The sequence below is a fragment of the Streptomyces sp. NPDC002835 genome, from assembly GCF_053591995.1.
Map to the genome: position 1 here is coordinate 1 of NZ_JBSFUW010000047.1, position 17,708 is coordinate 17,708.

Sequence of the window (17,708 nt, forward strand, 5' to 3'; positions counted from 1 at the left end):
CGGAGAAGGCGCCGAAGCCCTTCTGCTCGGCGAGCTCGCGCACGGCGGAGTACGACCCCGCGAAGCCGATCGCGGCGATGACCAGCGCGCCCGCGGTGACTGCGCAGATCAGCACCCTATGCGCTCTGGTGAGCCTCACCGATTCTGCTCCCCGGCCGTCGCCCGCTCTGGTCTGGTCTCGCTGCGCCGCGGTGGTGGCACCTACGCGACAGCCGGACGCAACGGCGAGGGAAAGGGTGTCTTTGAACGGATGGACACCGCGACGAACAGGTCGCGGAGGCCGCTGGGGCTGGACGGGTCCCTGCCAGTGGCTTGGGCCACCCTCTTCAAGTGGCTGCGGACAGTGACTTCGGCGATCCCCAACGCTTGAGCTGCCTTGTCGACATGTCCCTGCCGGTCCAGCCACGTCGTCAACGTGGCTTCCAGGTCGAGTCGGTCGACTCGGAGGGGTGTCAGGAGGTCGTCGGCCCAGGCACGTACGCGCGGGCGTTGGAAGAGATCCTCCGTTGTCGGCGTATCCGGTGTGTCATCGTGCTTGACCTGCGTCGCCGACGGTTGGGCTGCGAGTTCGAGTGCGAGTCCTATGAGCACGCGCTGTTCGATGCGGTCGAAGTCCATCCGCAGAAGTTCCCCTGCCCGATGAAGGCGGTAGGCCACCGTGTTGCGATGGACGTCGAGCAGCCTCGCTGCTGTGGTCCGTGGATGGCTGAGCGCGACTGCGAGGGTGCGCTCCAGTTGTTCTCTTTGGCCTGGTGGCAGCACATGCAGGGGCTGGAGGAGGCTGCATGCCCAGGTTCGGGCCGGTATGGGATCAAGGAGATCCATGACGCTGGAGTGGCTCGGAGTCAGGACGGCGGCGTTCCCGGTGTATTTACTCAACTGGAGTGCCGTCAGAGCCTCCTGGTGTGCTGCCTGCAGGGCTGCAAGAGGACGGCGGCGGCTGCCACCCATGCGGTGGGAGCGGATGCTGTTCACCAAGTGCTGAAGTTCGCGTGTCAGACTCTCGTCGCCTTCGCCGTCCTTCAGCACCGGTTCGACGATGACGATGTGGTGCGGCTGGTCGGGGCACGGGACAACCAGTGAGCCGCGTGTCGCCGTGGGCATGCTGTGGCGCAGGGTCGCCTCACGCTGCTGCTGCGAGCCGCAATCGATTACCAGGACGCGGGCCTCGTCAGCCGCAGCGAGCGCTGGAGCGATGGCCTTCAGTATGTTCTTGGCCTTGTCCGACTCCCCGTGGGTCAGTAACTGATAGGTGATGACCTTCGCCTGGCGGACCGAACGATGCACTGTTCCAAATTCCGTCTGTGCCTGGTCGACCAGTCCCAGCATGTGTGCAGCGTGTTGGATCAGCCGGGAATCGGCAGGGTCGAAGGGACGTTCAGATGTGACCTCGAGGACAGCATCACCGTCCCTGGTGGGGGCAAGGGAAACCCTGCGTCGATGAAGGGGGGATTTGCCTTCCTGGGTGTGCGAGGGAAGTGCCGTTGAATCGCGTGGTTGCACTCTCGTCGCCGACGCGAGTACGCCGCGCTGCGGCTCCCTGACGACGGCCTGGACGTCCAGCGCGGCTGCGAGCCACTCGGTGATTCTCTGCAGGGCGGCCGGATCCGACCACTGCACGGGCAGGCGCCTCATGAGACCGGCCAACCGGTCGACCTGCCGCTCGGCGTCCTCGACACGGCTTCGTGCAAGATGTTCGTTCAGGTGCGTCCAGGCCGCCAGCTGGGCGGTGGTGGTGAGCAGCGGAAGCCTCAGGGCCCCGGCGGCGGCGAGCGTGGTCGAAGGAAACGCCGGCAAGGGTCCGCGATCGGGCACAGCAACGACGACGCCGGATGGACGGTGGTTTGCCAGAGTGGCGATGAGGCGGCCCATGGCCCGGGCGGTACTGCCGATTTCCCTGAAGTCGAGATCACAGACAAGGAATAAAGTGCCCGGGGGGCACGTCAGGCGTGGAGGTCCCGTGAGGTCCTGGGCATCGAGCACGACCAGCCCGCTCACCTTGATGTCTGCGAGCCCGACGCCGTCGGCCACGGGCTTCAGTTGCAGTTCGCGATACTCGTTGATCAGGTTTCCGAGAGTCAGCACGTTGCTCCCCCTCACCCTGCTCGGGGATGCCACCCCGCAGGCTTCAGACGGCGTGTCCCACCACGGGTCTGCGTGGCTTTGCGCTCGCAATGAGTGATCCTGGGCAAGCACCTCGCACACTGTCAACTATTCTTTACCACACCATCGCACTCTGGCGTGAACCCGACACCCTCGGCCTGATCCATGCATGAAGGCGGAAACACGCCATCCGGGATGTACGCCGGGTCAACTTTCCTTGACCACTGGGGGGTTATGCGCAACCATCTGGCGCGAGCGGAGTCGGCGGCCGTCACGAGCCGACGTCACCACGACAACAACCGCCGGGAGAGCGTGCCAGCATGACAGACGGGCCTCGCGCACCCACCCTCCCTGCCAGGGTGGCTGAGCGGCTTAACCTGCTCTTCGAGGTGATTCAGCCTCGAGCCCTTGGGCGCTCCTGGACGAGTCAAGAGGTTGCGGACCGCTGCGGTGTCAGCACCGAGTACGTGGAAGCGCTCCGTACCGGTCGCCTTCCGCCCGACGACGTGGACCCTCAAGTCGACGGCGGCCCGCTCTTCGCCGAGCGTCTGGACCATCTCTTCCGCACACGCATCTCCCCGGTCACGGGCAAGCTGATGACCCAGAGCGAGGTCGCCGCCGCCCTGAGGGGGACGTCGAAGCAGCACGTGGGCAATCTGCGCTCAGGAAGAAATAACCCCTCCATCGTCCTGGCTCAGCAGGTCGCCGAAGTGTTCGGAGTCGAGATCAGCTACTTCAGTGCTCCTCCTCTTGCAGCTGTGGCAGCGTGTTTCGGTCATACCAAGGACTTCCTCACCGGAGCTGACGACGATCCATGCGTCGTTCAGGCACTCTCCAATCTGCGGCTGCTGCGCGCCATGGCGGACAAGCGCCTGCGCCACGTCGTCGGCCGACTCGTGGACGAGTACGAAGCCTCCTCGAGAGACACCTCATGAACCATCGAGCAGCCGACGAGGTCCAGCCCCTGCTGTACCACTGGCTCCTACCCGAAGGGGAACGCATGCCCGCCCCATTAGCCTGGTCGGTGTGGCGGATGAGACGGCAGTGGACTCGTCGTATCCGCAAAGAGCTGGCGCTGTCCTCCTCCCCAACACTGCAGGAAGCCATCGATGCCGTAGCGGCTCGGCGGGGCCGACCGGTGAAGCTGATCGTGGAACCACTCCCCATACGGGTGTCGGGATACTGCGCACAGGGCGAGGAGGCCGACTACATCCACGTCGATGCCTTCGCCGGCCCGCTCCTGCAGTATCAGGTCGTGTGCCACGAACTGATCCATCTCTTCCGAGGCCACACGCCAGAGGCACACGGGGCCCTGGACGACGAGACAGCCGAAGCCCTCTTCGGCACCATCAGTCCGGACGTGGTGCGCCTGGTGCTGGGCAGGGACAGGTACGACGAGGACGCGGAACTCGAAGCTGAGATCATCGGCACCGTCCTGCTGCAGTGTCTCGACCTGTCCCAGTCGGGCAACGAGGCCCTCACGGCATCACTGGAGGCGGGGCGAACCGGTGTCTGAGACGCCTTTCAACATCGTCTATCTCACCGTCAGCATCTCTGCCTACCTCATCTTCGGCATCCGAGCAGCACGCCTGCGCAGCCGCATCTCGCCACCCGCCCTCATCTCCACCGCCAGCCTCTTCCTGGGCGCCACGGCCTTTCTGTTGGGCGCGCCGGCCGTCTACCGGTGGATCGGCGAGGTCAGCGGCATGAACAACCTGGCCACCCTCCTCGTCTACAGCAGCGTCCTCCTTTACGGCGGTACCGCGCAGACCATGGCATTGATGTGGTCTCCCCCGTCGGCTTCACCGGCCGGCTCCCCGGCGCCGCCCGCGGGTCGGCAGTTCCTGATCGCCGGCGGACTTGTCGCCACCCTGGCCCTGCTGTTCGCCTGGGCCGACCCACAGGGAGAGCCGACACCGTTGACCTTCGACGTCGAGCACGCCGATCAGCCTGCGCTGCTGATCTTCCTGATCGTCTACCAGGTCGGTTGGCTCTACGCCTGCCTCTTCGTCTTCCGGATCTGCCGGGCCCGTCTGTTCCAGGTGAGCGCCGAACAGCCGGTACTGAGGCGTGGGCTTCATTGGGTGATGACCGGTCTCCTGACCTGCAGCACATACGGGATCTGCAAACTCGTGGCCATCACCACTGTCGCGGTGGGCTCGCACCGTCTGGACGTGCTGAGCAATGTCATCGGCCCGATGGCCTCCGCGGCCGGTGCCTGCCTCATCGTCTACGGGTTCTTCTATCCCGTGGTGACCCAGTGGCTGGCCGACCGCCGTGACTATCGGCGACTGGCTCCTCTATGGGAGGCGACCGTGCCCCGGCATGTTCCCCATCGCGCGCTGGCCTCATCAAGCCCACTCTCCGGACGCCTCGCCGTCAGCAGCGCCAGCTTCCTCCTTGCCCGCCGCATCATCGAAATCACCGACGCCCAGCGCTCCCTGCAACCCTTCATACCCCAAGAGCCGGCGCAAGCCGTCCGCGCGCAGGCTGCCCAGCACCAGCTCACCGGTGAACGCCTGCGGGCCGCCGAGGAAGCGGCCGGCCTTCTCGCCGCGCTCAAACACCCGGCAGACACACCGCGGCCCCCGCAGACCAGACCCGTCACGGAGCGCCGGCTGGCCAGCGACACCGACGCACAGCGAGAGCGCGCGCACCTGCTGCAAGTCGCCGACAGCCTCAGGCATCCCGCCGTACTCACAGCAATCCAGCCACAGCGCTGAGCCGACCTCGTGCTCTCCAAACTGGGCGGCCGCTGTTCATTCCGCCACCCGGCGGCGCACAGGTAGCGGACTCTGCGCGTGCTCATCCATGGAGCACGACGCCGGCTCCGGCATGGGAGCGGCCCTGCTCCGCCTGTGCGCCACGGGGCGTACGGGCGGAGGAGGTACTACTGCCAGCCGTGCTCAGTAAGAGGGCGGCTCTCTTTCAGGTAGCCGAGTAGGCCGGCCTGGGGGTACTCGATGACGTCGTCGGGCAGCTCGTGCGTGCTGAACCACTCGAGAGCCTGGCACTTCTCTGGTTCCTTGTTGACGGGGTCGCCTTCCCACTCGGTAGCTTCGAAGAAGAACCCGATCCGTTCCACGGCCTTGTCCTGCCGGTGGTGTACGACCTGGACGAGCCGCAGGTGAGCCGGGTCGACCGTGAGGCCGGTCTCCTCTGCCAGTTCGCGGGCGGCGCCGTGGGTCAGGGCTTCGCCCCGGTCGAGTTTGCCGGAGGGCATGTGCCATCGGCCGTACCCGTAGGGGCCGCCGCGCTGGGAGAAGAGGATCTTGTCGCCGTCACGGACGATGACATGGGTGTCGATGACGGGCTGTGCCGGTTGTCCGCTCATGATTCCTGTGGGGTCGCGGGGCTGGGTGAGGCGATCGACGCTATCGGCCGTGGAGGGATGGCGTCGGCGATTCCGCGCACTACGTCCGATGGGGTGGCGTCGCTGGTGTCGAGGTACAGCACTTTGACGTCGCAGCGCTCCAGGTGGGCCGCGGTCTGGGCGTACAGCTCGACTTCCCTGGCCGGGGCGGTGGGGTCGAGGTGAAAGCGGTGCGTGATGCCGCGGGTGTGGAGCCGCTCCGCGATGAGGCCGGGGTGGGCAGTGAGGATCACGGCCAGGTCCGGCATCACGGCGTCCTGGTTGATGTCGAGGAGAAACTGCAGCGGTACCCCGTCGAGTTGCTGGAGAACCAGTGTCGAGGGCAGGTAGCGGTCGCTGATGAGGAGTTCGCCGGCGCGGAGCGCGGGGGCTATCACCTGGTCGATGTGTTCGTAGCGGGCGGCTGCGACGAGGCACGCCAGGGCCCGGCCGTGGATGTGGTTCGCGTGTTCCCGGGTGAACCGGCCGAGCTCGCTCCGGGTCGGTTCGACGGTGAGCCGGACGGGAACACCGCGGTCTTCGAGCTCGCGGTGCAGGGCTTGGACGGTGGTGGACTTTCCGATCCCGCTGGGTCCGTCGACGGAGACGAACCACCCTGTGCGACCGGAGCTCATGCTGCGACCTCCCTTCCCTGGTTCCGCTCGTGCTGCTCGCGGGTGAGGGTGCCCAGCGTGGACCGCACGCGGTCGAGGGGCACCTCGCCGAACTGGATGCCTACGGAGAAGTTGAATTCGTCGCGCTGCCGCATGGACTCGTGGGCGCCGGCCTGCGTGAGATCGACGTCGCCGTAGGCCAGTAGGTCGTCTGGGCTGTACCCGGCTTCTGTGAGGGTCTGCCACACGGGGGTGCCTGGGTAGGGGCGGAACTCGAAGACGCTGGCGCGCACGTCGCCGGGGTGCCGGTCGGCGATGGACCACAGGTTCCGGATGTGGCGCACGGTGGCGTCCAGGTCCTCCTGTGTCTCGCCGGGGAAGCCGAGGATGAAGTAGCCCTTCACGCCGATGCCGTGGGTGACGAGGCGGCGGGCGACGTGCTCGGTCATCTTGGCGTCGATGCGCTTGTCCATGTCCTTGAGGATGCGGTCGCTGCCGGACTCGATCCCGAGGGCGACCTCGCGCAGCCCGTTGGCGACGAGGCCCTCGAGCTCGGTGTCCGTGAGCCGGTTGAGGACGTTGATGCGTCCGGTGGCGTCCCACACGTATCGCTCGCCGATGCGGTGCCGGGTGAAGGCCTCCATCTGTTCCTTGATGACGCGGGAGGCGCCGAGAAAGAGGTCGTCGACGAAGCGGAAGGCGGTCACCCCGTACTCGTCGTGGAGCTCGTCGAGTTCGCCGATGATGTTCTCCGGGTCGCGCACCCGGATTTTGACGTCGGGGTTGGCGCTGACCGCGGCGCCGCAGAAGGTGCAGTTGTAGGGGCAGCCGCGGCTGCCGACGATGTTCGCCTCCGTGTGCCCCGCACGGGCGGCGCCCTGCAGCCGGTCGGTACCGCGGCTCACGGCCAGGCGCCGGTCAGTTTCGGTGGGGACGGCCCGATAGGGGTCCTGGGGCAGGAACGCGCGGTTGACGTACGGCAGTGCGTTGATGTCCGGGCCCAGCATCTCCGCGCTCGTGCGAGGGGCCGGGGTGCCGGCCGCACGGGTGCCGAGCAGCCGGTCGCGCCACAGTACGCCGGGCAGCTCACGCCGGCGCTGCTCATCTTCCAGGAGCGCGGCGACCCGCAGCTCCCCTTCGCCGAGGACGAGGGCCCGCAGGTTGGCCATGCGCGGGTCGGCCAGAATCCGGTCCGGCATGGCCTTGGCGTGGTGCCCGCCGACCATCAGGGCGATGTCCGGGTCGAGCTTGGACGCGATGCGTGCGGACATCTCGTAGGTGGGGGCCAGGAGGTTCATCGCGGCCCAGCGCGGGCGGGCTTCGTTGACGATTTTCGCCGTCTCCTCGATCCCGAGGCCGTGGGCTTCGGCGTCGAGGACGCCGACGTTGAATCCGCCGATGCGCTGTGCGTACGTGGCGATGTAGGCCATGCCCAGTACGGGAAGCGTGTAGTCGTTGGTGCGCTGCCGCTGGTCGTAGTCGCGCAGGGGTGCGTTCACGAACAGTGCGTCGATCGTGCGGGCGGGGTCGGCGCCCGTGATCAGGGGTAACTGCCGCATGGATCCTCCAGGTCATGGGGCATGGGAGCCCCAGGTGAGGGTGGAGAGGGTCAGGGTGTGCAGGGTGGTGCGGTCGGTGCCGGTCCAGCCGGTCCACAGCGGTCCGAAGGTCTTGTCCTTCTTGCCGGGCCAGGGATAGGCCGGGGCGATCTGTGAGGCCCAGGTGCGCACGGCGAGGTCGTCGTGCGGGTAGATGCTGAAGTCGCCGGTGTAGTCGGCCGCGGCTGCGGCCGCGGTCCACGGGCCGATGCGGGGGATGGTGGTGAGCGCGGCGGCCAGGTCGCCGGCGTTCATGGCCTGCCAGTGGATGGAGTGCCGCTCGTAGGCCGTGGCAGCGGCCTGCAGGGCCGTGCGGTGGAAGTTGGCACCGACCGCGGCGAAGGCGTCGTCCGCGAGGTCCAGCACCGTTGTGGGGTCCGGGGCGGCGGCCAGCGTCTGTTCGCCGATGTCGACGCTGGTGCCGTACGTGCGGCACCAGGTGCTGTACAGGCGGCGGGCCTGGTCGGCACGCACCACCTGCCGGAGGATCGCCGTGGTGATGGCGTCCCACAGCCATGGGTTGGCCATACGCCGCGATGCGCCCAGTGCGTGGAGTCCGGTGCGCAGGGCGGCAGGGATGGTCTCCGGGAGCGCGGCCGGGTCGGTGGTCACGATCGTCGGCTTGTGGTCCTCACTGCCTTCGGTGCAGCGGAGCTCGAGTTCGTTCGGCCCCCACGACGCCACCCACAGGCCGGTGCCGCTCCACACCGCGCGTACGGGTCGGCCGTCGGGTGTCTGCTCCCAGGCGGGGTGGTCGGTCGTCAGAACTGCCTTCATGGTGCTCTCTTCCCTCGAGGCGGATGGATGGCCCTTAGCTTGCCGTGCCATGACCGCCGGTTGGGACGAGTCGGGTGGACGGGGACCTTTCGATGAGACCGAGGCATGCGAGCTGGTCGCGCATGGCCCGGTACTCGTCGAGCGACGCGGGCCTTGAGTGCTGTGGAGGTGCTCCAGGGGTGGCGGCCGCCGGCCAGGTGCTGGGGGTGGGCGTCAACTCCTCGGCTGCGTAGGACCGTTCCTTGAGCCGGGGGCCGCGGACGAAGAGGGTGGTGGTGCCGGGCAGCATGAGCGCTTGATGCACGGCTGTGTGCTCGAGGGCGTAGGCGGAGCCGGGCCGCTCGATGGCGACGATGGCCGGCAGGAGGTCGTCGCCGGTGAAGGGGCCGGTTCCGCTGTCGGTTCTGCGGCGCACGACGTGCAGGTAGCCGCCGGTCAGGATGCGGGTGGCGAAGTTGTAGCCGTGATCGTGCGGTACTTCTTGGTTGACACGCCGCGGGTTCATGTTGAGCCGGATCTCGAAGCCCCCGTCGGGTGCCCGGTAGAGACATAGGCGGTCCAGAAGCAGCGTGACGCGGCTGCCGCTGAGGCGAGCGGAGTGGTGCTCGATATCGGTGACCAGGCGGGTCAGAAGGTTCTTGTCGTCGGCCAGATGCTCGAGCAGCGCGGTGCCGCGCTGGAACATCCCGCTGAGGCGGGGGGTGTCCATGGACGGCCACCTGTCCAGCCATCCGGCCGACGCCGGCCGGCTCGAGCGGTTCACTGCGGTGAAGCGGCTGAGCCGGGTTCGGACGGCCGCCACGGCGAACTGGTACCCCTCGCTCGTCAGAGCCCGGCCAATCGGGGCCGGCAGGCCGTCCGTCACGACGAGTTGCACGGCGCTGGTATCGCTTTGCAGGCAGCAGAGCGCGCCGGGATGGACAGCAAGGGCAGACTCCGGCTCGAACCTGCGCACGTACTGGGGGCCCAGTTCGGGGCGTTGTGGAGCAGTCATCTCCAGGCCCAGGGCCCCGGCCAGGGTCAGCACCACCGCGGCGTGCGGCGCTCGCCAGGGCGAAGACTCGGAGACCAAGGGCAGACGGACGTAGGCGGTCCTGTCGCAGACAGTGGGGTGCGGCACCAGCAGGTACATGTGTCCGTCGCTCAAGAAGGAGCCGCCGGCGTTCCCGAGCCCCAGTTCGCCCAGGACAGCCGTGGCCAGTGACGTCGACCAGCCGGTGATGTCGGCACCGGCGATGGCCGGTACGTCGCGCGGGTCCGACCCCTGCTTCAGGAGCGCGGGGACGAACGCGGGAATCTCCAATGCGTTCACGGGGCGGTTTCTCCAAGAGTCGTGGCTTGGACCGGGTTCCGGCCGGAGCGACAGTCCTGCCGGGGATCGCGCGCCGTCTGGGCGCCGGAACCCGGAGTCGAGGAGGCTGTCAGGGCAAGGAGTCGAGATCGTTCAGGTCGACGACGGTGTAGTCGCGGATCTCCCGCACGAGTTGGGAGGCGAGGAACCAGGGCAGCATGGGCGAGGTGAACGGGAGCGGTTCGTCATCGCCGGGGAGGGCTTGAAGGCCGCCGGCGCTCCACTGGTACGGGGTGCCGATGACGCCGTACAGCGGCGCGCGTTGCACCAGCAGGACGGTGTGGCCCCTGCGGAGGTTCGGGCACTGCTCGACCGCTGCTTGCGCGTGCGTGGGACAGACCGGCGGGTGCGCCGTCAGGATCGGCTTGTTCGGCTGGGTGAGCCGGGCGGTGTCCAGGAACAGGTGGGCGTCGCCGACTTTGGTAGGGCCGATGCACACCTGGCACAGGAGTTTCATCATCGTCTCGCGCTGCCGTGTGGGGTGGACCATGCGCCACGACGGGCGGCCCTGCGGCAGACGGTCGGGGCCGAGGTTCTGGGAGCAGCGGCCCCACAGTTCACCACGCGGGCCCCGGTCCTCGACCGTCTCGTTCCAGTAGCCGAGGCGGGAGCGGCCGTCGCCGCCGAAGGACGCGCGGAGCGCGGCCAACAGCTCGCCGTCCTCTCCCTCACGGGCGGTGATGTACGGGACAAGCCTGTTCGCCGTCTCTCTCACGCTGCGGCTCCCTTCACGAGGGCCGCTCGGAAGGGGCGCACTGCTTGGCCGTCGGGAAGGAGTTCACCGGTGTCGTCAAACAGCAGGACTCCGTTGCACAGCAGGCTCCAGCCCTGTTCCGGTCGGGCCGCTACGAGACGGGCCGCGTCTCTGTCGGTGGACTCCGCGGTCGGGCAATGGGGTCGGTGATCACACATGGTCGTTTCCTCGCGAGAGTTGGGGCCCTGCACCCGCGCCGGGTCGCTCACGGGGGGAAGCGGCGGGGGGTGCAGGGCGGCTTGAGGGCCGTGCCGGACGCCGGGGGAGGCACGGCGTCGGGCAGGGCCGGTCAGCGGCCCTGATCGACGGTCAGGGAGAGAGCCGAGCCGGCATGGGGCGCGCCTCCGGGGGCCAGGATGTCGAGCAGGTCCAGCGTGACGAGGGCCAGGACACGCAGGTGCCTACGGGCGTCGTTCGGGTGCCCCGGCTGGTTGCGGTCCCGCAGCTCCACCGCCCGCGCGATCAACGGCTGATGGCCGTAGGCGCGCCGAGCGGCGGGCAGGACATCGGCGAGAGCAAGGCGCAGCCGGACGGCGAGCTCCGCGGTCCGGGTGGCGTCGAGTTCCGCGTGCGGGCCGAGCACGTCCTCGAGGTCCTCGTACACAGACTCGTCGACGAGCGATCCCCGCAGCGCCGCCAGGACCCGCTCCAGGGTCGCGGTCCCCGTGTCGCAGCCCGGCAGGGCAAAGGCGGGGGCGCTCACGTCGACTCCGGAGCCGGAGTCATCAGGGCGCGGACCGTCTTGCCGTCGGTGCCTGCGGGGAGGAACCACGCCAGCGAGGCTCCGAGTCGAGCCGCTTGCCACAGGCCATGGCCCGGCGTCTGACCGGCGACCGCCGCGGCGAAGTCCGGGAACTCGGGCAGCGGGTCGGACACGTCGATGAGGAGTTCGCTGGCGTCGGTGATCGTGAGCCGCAGGGCGATGGCTGGGCCGTTGTGGCACGGCCCGGGGTTCGCGTGGGCGACGGCGTTGGCGGTGAGCTCACTCGCCGCCGCGACCGCGACCTCGATGTTGCCCGGCCAGTGGTGCATGGTCAGTTGGGTGCGCGTATGTAACCGGGCGAGGCGAGGGGCTGTGGGCACGGCATCGAGCCGCCGAGTCCACTCGTGCCTGACGGCCCCGCCGGCGGGCCCGGGTGCCGCTGGAGGGGTAGCGGTTCTCGGATGCACGACTCACTCCTGACGTCGGAATGTGTTCGGATCACCACACTGGGCAGTGGCGGGCGATCAGATTCCACCCGCGCAGGATGGCTTCGCCATGGCTTCACGCATGGCTTCTGACTCGCTTTCGGGTGACGGAAGTGGCCTGCGGGTAGCGTGTAAGTAGCTTCTCTGTCGAACCAGTTGCACCGCCGGCCGTGAGCGGTATCCCCTCGAACGGCAGGGATTCGCCGGCCTTCTGACCGGGACCGAGCAATTTGAGACCTGGAGCCGTTGTGGGCCGTCCTAAGACGCTGCTGAAGGTGATGATCGACCAGCAGATGCTGACCTGGTCGAGTTTCGAGCCTCGATTCAGGGCTGCCGCAGAGCGGGTCCTAGGAGACCGGGCGCGTAATGTCACCCTCGGCGAGTCGCAGTACCGCCGGTGGACGAGCGGCCATCTCAAGACGCTCCCCAACCCCGACGCCTGCCAGGTTCTCGAGGCGATGTTCGGCCGCAAGGCCGAAAGCCTCTTCGGCCCTCCTGACGACGAGTCGGCGAGTCCCGACGTACCCGCGCACGACCTGGAAGCAGAGATCGCAATGACCGCACATGAAGCGCAGGCAGACGCCGGCGGGGCGGCCGCCGCCTCCCTGTCCGACGTGACCGTCGACCAGCTCCGTGACGACGTGCACGACCTGTCCCGCTCCTACAACACCAAGTCGCCCCAGGGCGTGTGGCAGGAGGCCAAGCTGCTCCGGGAGAAGGCCGAGCACGGTCGCGAGCGCACCGCCGTCCCCGCCCAGCAGCACGTGCTGCTCATCGTCGCCGGGCAGGCGTCAGCACTGCTGGCACAAGCAGCCTTCGACCTGGGCCACCTGGACGGCGCCAAGCGTCTGGCCCGCACCGCCGCCCTGTACGGGGAGACGGCCCGCTTCGAACCGCTCCGGGCCTTTGCCGCAGGAAGCCTGGCCTGCATCGCGTACTACTCCGGCGAGCCGTCCCAGGCCGTCACACACGCCCGCCGGGCACTCACCTACGGCGGACTCGGCGACATCGCCACCCGCCGGCTGCACGCCATCGAGGCCCGAGCGTTCGGTCACCTCGGCGACGTGCCTGGCGCTCAGCGGGCCATGGCCATGGCGCAGGACATCGACACCGGCGCCCGGGACGAACTCCACGACGACGTCGGCGGCGAGTTCGGGTTCAGCCACGAGCGCCTGGCCATGTCCAACGCGTCCACGGCGCTCCTCGTCGGTGACGGCCACGGTGCGGAGCAGTCAGCACGCCGCGCGCTCGAGCTGGTGTCGTCCAGGCCGACCCGGCAACGCTCCACCGTCGTGCTCGGAAAGGCCGCCGCCGATCTGGCGATGGCCCGGCTGCTGTCCGAAGACATCGACGGCGCGGCCGACGCCCTGCAGACCGTGTTCTCCGTGCCCGGCGACCGCCGCGTGACCGGTCTGGTCTCCCGTGCGGTAGCCGTGCGCCGATTCCTCACCCGCCCAAGCCTGAACAGCGCGCAGCGCGCGGTCGAACTCGGCGAACAGCTCGAGGCCTTCACTCGTCTTGCCCCGCAGCGCCGGCTCGTCGCCTATGGGCCGCTCGCACTTGAATCCTGATCACAGCGAGGCGAGGATCTTCGCCTCCTTCTCCGGAGCGATCCCGTGTTCCGCCCATCGGGGGTGGTCCACGGGACGCCCGTCGTTCTGGAGCCAGCTCCAGGTGTCGCGGATCGTTTCCGACAGCGGCCGACACCGGAGTCCGGCAGCCACTGCCCGCGAGGCGTCTACGGACCAGACACCCGCGTGGGTCCGCCACAGCGGCAGCTCGGTCCACTGCTTCACGCCCTGGTCGACGAGTACGCCGGGTTCTGTCCACACCGGCCGCCCGGCGCCGCCGGTGACGTCGATGCACGTCGTAACGAAGTCCTCGAAGGTCATACCCTCCGGGTGGGCGACGTTGAAGGCGGGGCTGGCACTGCCGACGGCCTGGTCGAGCGCGAATGTGGCGACGTCGCGGACGTCCACAGGCTGGATACGCCGCATCGCGGGAGCGGGTGCAAGGAAGGGGCCGCCCTTGTGTGCACGGTGGAGCCACCACGGCAGGCGCCCCACGTACTCACCGGGCCCCAGGATGACGCCAGGCCGCAGAAACACGGCCCGCAAGCCGAATGCCTCTGCTACGGCACGTTCGCCGCCGGCCTTCTGGAAGCCGTACTTCGTGGGGCTGCCGTCATCTCCCGTGAAACCGAAGGTCTCATCCGCGTCGGCGGGGCAGTCGAGCAGGGCGGAATCGTCGGCCAACGGCTGATGCGGCCATCCGGCGTACACCGACACCGTGGAGATGTGCACCCACCGGGCCACGTGGTCCCTCAGCAGGGAGGCCGTCAGCAGCACCTCCCGGGGCGGCAGGTCAGAGCTCGAGGTGTCGATGACCGCATCCCACGGGCCATGGGATGCCAGCCTCTCCACGTCCTCCACGACCGTGCGGTCACCATGCACCGGCACCACACCGGGCACGTCCTTCCCTGACCGGCCCCGGTTGAAGGTCGTCACCGCCCAACCGCGCGAAAGCGCCCCTTCCACAATGCTCTTACCCAGGAACCACGTACCGCCCAGCACCAGAAGCCTCATGACGCAGATCCTCCCAACGTTGATCGCGGCGCGAAAGAGGCTCTCAGACTCCGACCCTCGGGCACGACTTGGGTCGTGATCCCGACACCCCGCCACAGAACGATTCAAGGGGCCTGATGAACCACGTGTCGCCTCACACCGCCACGCGCGCGACGGTTGTACGGGCGAGGACACGACGACGCTTGTGGCGCTGCCGGCGTGGTGCTCGTGCCAGTTGCAACATGGACCACCACGGCGGCCACAAGGAAGCGAAATCAGGACACCTCGGCGGCCCGCGCCCGCCTTTTCGCCGGTCTCGCCAAGCACCTGACCGCCCTACGCAGGGCGGCGCGAACTCTCCCAGCGTGACCTCTCGGCGTCGGCCGTCGACCGGAGGGCCAGTCGTCGGTTGCCGTGCATGAACCTCGTAGCCCCGGGGGTGAGGATGTGGCGTTGCGGATCTGGCCCGGGCGAGGTCTGCCCGTCGATACAGACCCATTCTGATGTCTGGTGCCCAATTCCGGTCGGTGAGTGTCCGTCGAGTTCACTAGCGTGGAAATTGCCGTCAGGGGAGGAAAGCGTCGTGATCCGGCTCCGTGAACACCAGGTAGAAGCGAAGCGCGCGATTATCAAGGCGGCCGCATTGTCTGCGCGCATCCAGGCTCCGGCTCGTGGTGTGCGGGCAACGGTCGTCTCGGCGACGGGTTCGGGCAAGACGTACACCGCTGCGGCGGCCGCGCTCGACCTGTACCGGCACGGCCGTGTGCTGGTGATGGTGCCGACGCTCGAACTCCTGGTGCAGACGGCCGAGTCGTGGCGGAAGGTCGGGCACAGCGGACCGATGGTCGCCGTCTGCTCGATCGAGAAGGACGAGGTCCTCGACGCACTCGGCGTGCGGACGACGACGAACCCGATCCAGCTCACTCTGTGGGCAGGGTCCGGTCCCGTGGTGGTGCTGGCGACGTACGCGTCCCTGGTCGACCGGGACGATCCGAACGATCCGACCGGCGTGCGCAAAGTGCCCGGGCCGCTGGAGACTGCGCTCGCCGGCGGGGAAGCGTTGTACGGGCAGAAACTGGCTCCCTTCGACGCCGCGATCATCGACGAGGCCCACGGCACCGCCGGTGACCTGGGCAGGCCGTGGGCGGCGGTCCACGACCAACAGCGGATCCCGGTCCGCTTCCGGCTGTATCTGACCGCGACGCCGAGGATCCTGGCGCCGCCGCGGCCGCTGCGCGGCCGGGACGGGACGGAGCTGGCGATCGCGACGATGGCCTCCGACCCGGACGGCGTCTACGGCGAACGGATCTACGACCTCGGGCTCGGGGAGGCCGTGGAGCGGGACATTCTCGCGCCGTTCGTCATCGACGTGCTGGAGATCGAGGACCCGGACTTCTACGTCGGCCTGTCGGAGGACGCGATGCGCGGCCGTCGGCTCGCGCTGCTGCAGGCCGCGCTGCTGGAGCACGCGGCGAAGTACAACCTCCGCACCACGCTCACCTTCCACCAGCAGGTGGAGGAAGCCCGCGCGTTCGCGGAGAACATGGCCGACACCGCCGCCGACCTCTACGACACCGAGGTGTCCGAGCACGCCATCACCGAGGCCGACGCACGACCCGCCTCCCCCATCGGTGCCCAGCCGTCCGACCTGGAGGACCTGGAGCGGTACCGGCACGTCCCACCGGACCGGGTATGGGCCGACTGGCTGTGCGGCGACCACCCCATCGCCCACCGCCGCACCGTGCTGCGCCAGTTCGCGAACGGCATCGACGACCGCGGCCGGCGGGTGCACCGCGCGTTCCTCGCGAGCGTTCGGATCCTCGGTGAGGGCGTCGACATCGTCGGCGAACGGGGTGTGGAGGCCGTCTGCATCATCGGCGCCCGTGGGTCGATGGTGCAGATCGTGCAGAACATCGGCCGCGGCCTGCGCCCCAACCCCGACGGGAGCGCGAAGGTCTGCCGCATCGTCGTGCCGATCTTTCTCGCCCCCGGCGAGGACCCCACCGACATGGTCGCCAGCGCGAGCTACCAGCCCCTGGTGGACGTCCTCCAGGGCCTGCGTTCGCACGACGAATCGATCGTCGAACAACTGGCCTCCACTGCCCTGACACGTGAGCGGAGCGGGGAGAAGAAGCGCCACGTCCCTGCCGAAGGCGCGGGTGAAGGCGAGGAGGAGCCGGCGGAGCGGAGCGTGATGATGAACTTCGCCTCCCCCCGCGACCCGTCCACGATCGCGGCGTTCGTCCGCAGCCGGGTCATCCGCCCCGACTCCACCATCTGGCTGGAGGGCTGGCAGGCCCTGCGCCGCTGGCGTGCCGAGAACGAGATCACCGGCCGCTACGCCGTCCCCTACGACACCACCGTCCCCCACACCCGCACCACCGCCCCCGACGACACCACCGAGAGTGAAGGCACAGCGGGGGGAGCGGTGTTTCCGCTGGGCCGGTGGGTGCACGAGCAGCGCCGCGCCTATCGGCAGGGCACGCTCGACGAGCACCGGCGCGAGCGTCTGGACGAGCTGGGCATGGTCTGGGAGCCGGGCGACGAGGCCTGGGAAGCGAAGATCGCACTGTTCCGCTCCTACCACCGCGCCCACGGCCACCTCGCCCCCAAGCAGGACACCCTGTGGCAGGACGAGAACGGCACCGAGCAGCCCATCGGGCGGCACCTGGTCAACCTCCGCCGCCCCCAAGGGCTCGGCAAGAACCAGGAGCGGGCCGAACAAAGGGCCGCCCAGCTGAAGGAGATCGACCCGGACTGGAACGCGCCCTGGCCGCTGGACTGGCAGCGGAACTGGGCGATCCTGCGCCAACTCGCCGCCGACGAACCAGGCGGCCGGCTGCCGGACATCACCCCCGGCGTCACCGTCGACGGCGAAGACCCCGGCCGCTGGATCCGCCAGCAGACCCAGGACTGGCACCGCCTCAGCAACGAACAGCAGCAGCGCCTCACCACCCTCGGCATCCGCCCGGCCGACCGCCCCTCCCCCGCACCAGCGGCCGCCGCAGGCCCGCTGCCCGCCGCGTTCCGCCGCGGACTCGCAGCCCTCGCCCAGTACATCGACACCCACGGCACCCACACCGTCAAACGCACCCACACCGAAACCGTCGTCATCGACGGCCAGGAACACCAGATCAAACTCGGCGTATGGATCACGAACACCAAATCGAGACGCGACAAACTGACCGACAGTCAGCGAGCCGCACTCGCCGAACTCGGCATCGAGTGGGCATGACGACGGCCTTCAGCGGGCGTTGAACCATCGAGGCACACCCATACATGCACGAGCCGCGGAACGTCATGGCAGATTTCTGGGGTCTCCTGTCTGTCGGCAGGTTCAGGCCCTGAGCTTCTTCTCCCCGGGCGAGCCCGATGCGCTTGAAATCGGGCGTGGCTTGCCGGTCTCC

The 17,708-nt window shown here is 68.6% G+C and carries 17 protein-coding genes; 5 read left to right on the forward strand and 12 right to left on the reverse strand.

Annotation, left to right across the window (positions count from 1 at the left end):
* Together ACWD01_RS32760 and ACWD01_RS32765 are read right to left on the reverse strand one after the other, a co-directional pair.
* On the reverse strand, window positions 1–139 hold a 139-nt coding region (locus ACWD01_RS32760), incomplete at its 3' end, for a DUF2637 domain-containing protein (RefSeq protein ID WP_451167043.1).
* Window positions 140–201: 62 nt separating this feature from the next.
* Entirely contained in the window at window positions 202–2,085 is a 1,884-nt protein-coding gene (locus tag ACWD01_RS32765) for a helix-turn-helix domain-containing protein (protein WP_451166986.1), read from the reverse strand.
* Between the two features lie 524 nt (window positions 2,086–2,609).
* Here ACWD01_RS32765 and ACWD01_RS32770 point away from each other — a divergent pair.
* The 3 genes from ACWD01_RS32770 (at window position 2,610) to ACWD01_RS32780 (ending at window position 4,826) form a co-directional block, all read left to right on the forward strand.
* On the forward strand, window positions 2,610–3,038 hold the full coding sequence (locus tag ACWD01_RS32770) for a helix-turn-helix transcriptional regulator (protein WP_451166988.1): 429 nt from the start codon (window positions 2,610–2,612) through the stop codon (window positions 3,036–3,038).
* Between the two features lie 215 nt (window positions 3,039–3,253).
* On the forward strand, window positions 3,254–3,619 hold the full coding sequence (locus tag ACWD01_RS32775; RefSeq protein WP_451166989.1) for a hypothetical protein: 366 nt from the start codon (window positions 3,254–3,256) through the stop codon (window positions 3,617–3,619).
* Window positions 3,612–4,826 carry an MAB_1171c family putative transporter gene (locus ACWD01_RS32780; protein WP_451166991.1) on the forward strand — a complete coding sequence of 405 codons (1,215 nt, stop codon included), beginning with the start codon at window positions 3,612–3,614 and terminating at the stop codon, window positions 4,824–4,826. Before ACWD01_RS32775 ends, ACWD01_RS32780 begins: the two co-directional genes overlap by 8 nt.
* A 167-nt stretch (window positions 4,827–4,993) precedes the next feature.
* On the opposite strand, the gene ACWD01_RS32785 is transcribed toward ACWD01_RS32780, so the two are convergent.
* From ACWD01_RS32785 to ACWD01_RS32825, 9 genes are all read right to left on the reverse strand, one after another.
* Entirely contained in the window at window positions 4,994–5,437 is a 444-nt protein-coding gene (locus tag ACWD01_RS32785) for an NUDIX hydrolase (protein WP_451166992.1), read from the reverse strand.
* Window positions 5,434–6,090: a dTMP kinase gene (gene tmk, locus ACWD01_RS32790; RefSeq protein ID WP_451166994.1), complete on the reverse strand. Its 657-nt coding sequence runs from the start codon at window positions 6,088–6,090 to the stop codon at window positions 5,434–5,436. Before tmk ends, ACWD01_RS32785 begins: the two co-directional genes overlap by 4 nt.
* A complete protein-coding gene (locus ACWD01_RS32795) occupies window positions 6,087–7,628 on the reverse strand; it encodes a B12-binding domain-containing radical SAM protein (RefSeq protein ID WP_451166996.1) in 1,542 nt (513 codons plus the stop codon). The genes tmk and ACWD01_RS32795 overlap by 4 nt, the downstream gene beginning before the upstream one ends.
* Before the next feature lie 12 nt (window positions 7,629–7,640).
* Window positions 7,641–8,444 carry a hypothetical protein gene (locus ACWD01_RS32800; RefSeq protein WP_451166998.1) on the reverse strand — a complete coding sequence of 268 codons (804 nt, stop codon included), beginning with the start codon at window positions 8,442–8,444 and terminating at the stop codon, window positions 7,641–7,643.
* Between the two features lie 34 nt (window positions 8,445–8,478).
* Window positions 8,479–9,756: a hypothetical protein gene (locus tag ACWD01_RS32805; protein WP_451167000.1), complete on the reverse strand. Its 1,278-nt coding sequence runs from the start codon at window positions 9,754–9,756 to the stop codon at window positions 8,479–8,481.
* A gap of 109 nt (window positions 9,757–9,865) precedes the next feature.
* On the reverse strand, window positions 9,866–10,510 hold the full coding sequence (locus ACWD01_RS32810; RefSeq protein WP_451167001.1) for a hypothetical protein: 645 nt from the start codon (window positions 10,508–10,510) through the stop codon (window positions 9,866–9,868).
* On the reverse strand, window positions 10,507–10,707 hold the full coding sequence (locus ACWD01_RS32815) for a DUF5999 family protein (protein WP_451167003.1): 201 nt from the start codon (window positions 10,705–10,707) through the stop codon (window positions 10,507–10,509). Before ACWD01_RS32815 ends, ACWD01_RS32810 begins: the two co-directional genes overlap by 4 nt.
* 131 nt (window positions 10,708–10,838) lie before the next feature.
* Entirely contained in the window at window positions 10,839–11,252 is a 414-nt protein-coding gene (locus tag ACWD01_RS32820; RefSeq protein ID WP_451167005.1) for a hypothetical protein, read from the reverse strand.
* The gene (locus ACWD01_RS32825) at window positions 11,249–11,581 is read right to left on the reverse strand and encodes a hypothetical protein (protein ID WP_451167007.1); all 333 of its coding nucleotides are present in this window, start codon (window positions 11,579–11,581) and stop codon (window positions 11,249–11,251) included. The genes ACWD01_RS32820 and ACWD01_RS32825 overlap by 4 nt, the downstream gene beginning before the upstream one ends.
* A gap of 404 nt (window positions 11,582–11,985) precedes the next feature.
* Between ACWD01_RS32825 and ACWD01_RS32830 the strand changes: the two genes are divergently transcribed.
* Window positions 11,986–13,308: a DNA-binding protein gene (locus tag ACWD01_RS32830; RefSeq protein WP_451167008.1), complete on the forward strand. Its 1,323-nt coding sequence runs from the start codon at window positions 11,986–11,988 to the stop codon at window positions 13,306–13,308.
* On the opposite strand, the gene ACWD01_RS32835 is transcribed toward ACWD01_RS32830, so the two are convergent.
* On the reverse strand, window positions 13,309–14,322 hold the full coding sequence (locus ACWD01_RS32835) for an NAD-dependent epimerase/dehydratase family protein (RefSeq protein ID WP_451167009.1): 1,014 nt from the start codon (window positions 14,320–14,322) through the stop codon (window positions 13,309–13,311).
* A 562-nt stretch (window positions 14,323–14,884) separates the two neighbouring features.
* Here ACWD01_RS32835 and ACWD01_RS32840 point away from each other — a divergent pair.
* Window positions 14,885–17,536, forward strand: coding sequence for a Helicase associated domain protein (locus tag ACWD01_RS32840; RefSeq protein WP_451167010.1), 2,652 nt, complete (start codon window positions 14,885–14,887; stop codon window positions 17,534–17,536).
* The last annotated feature ends 172 nt before the right edge of the window (window positions 17,537–17,708 follow it).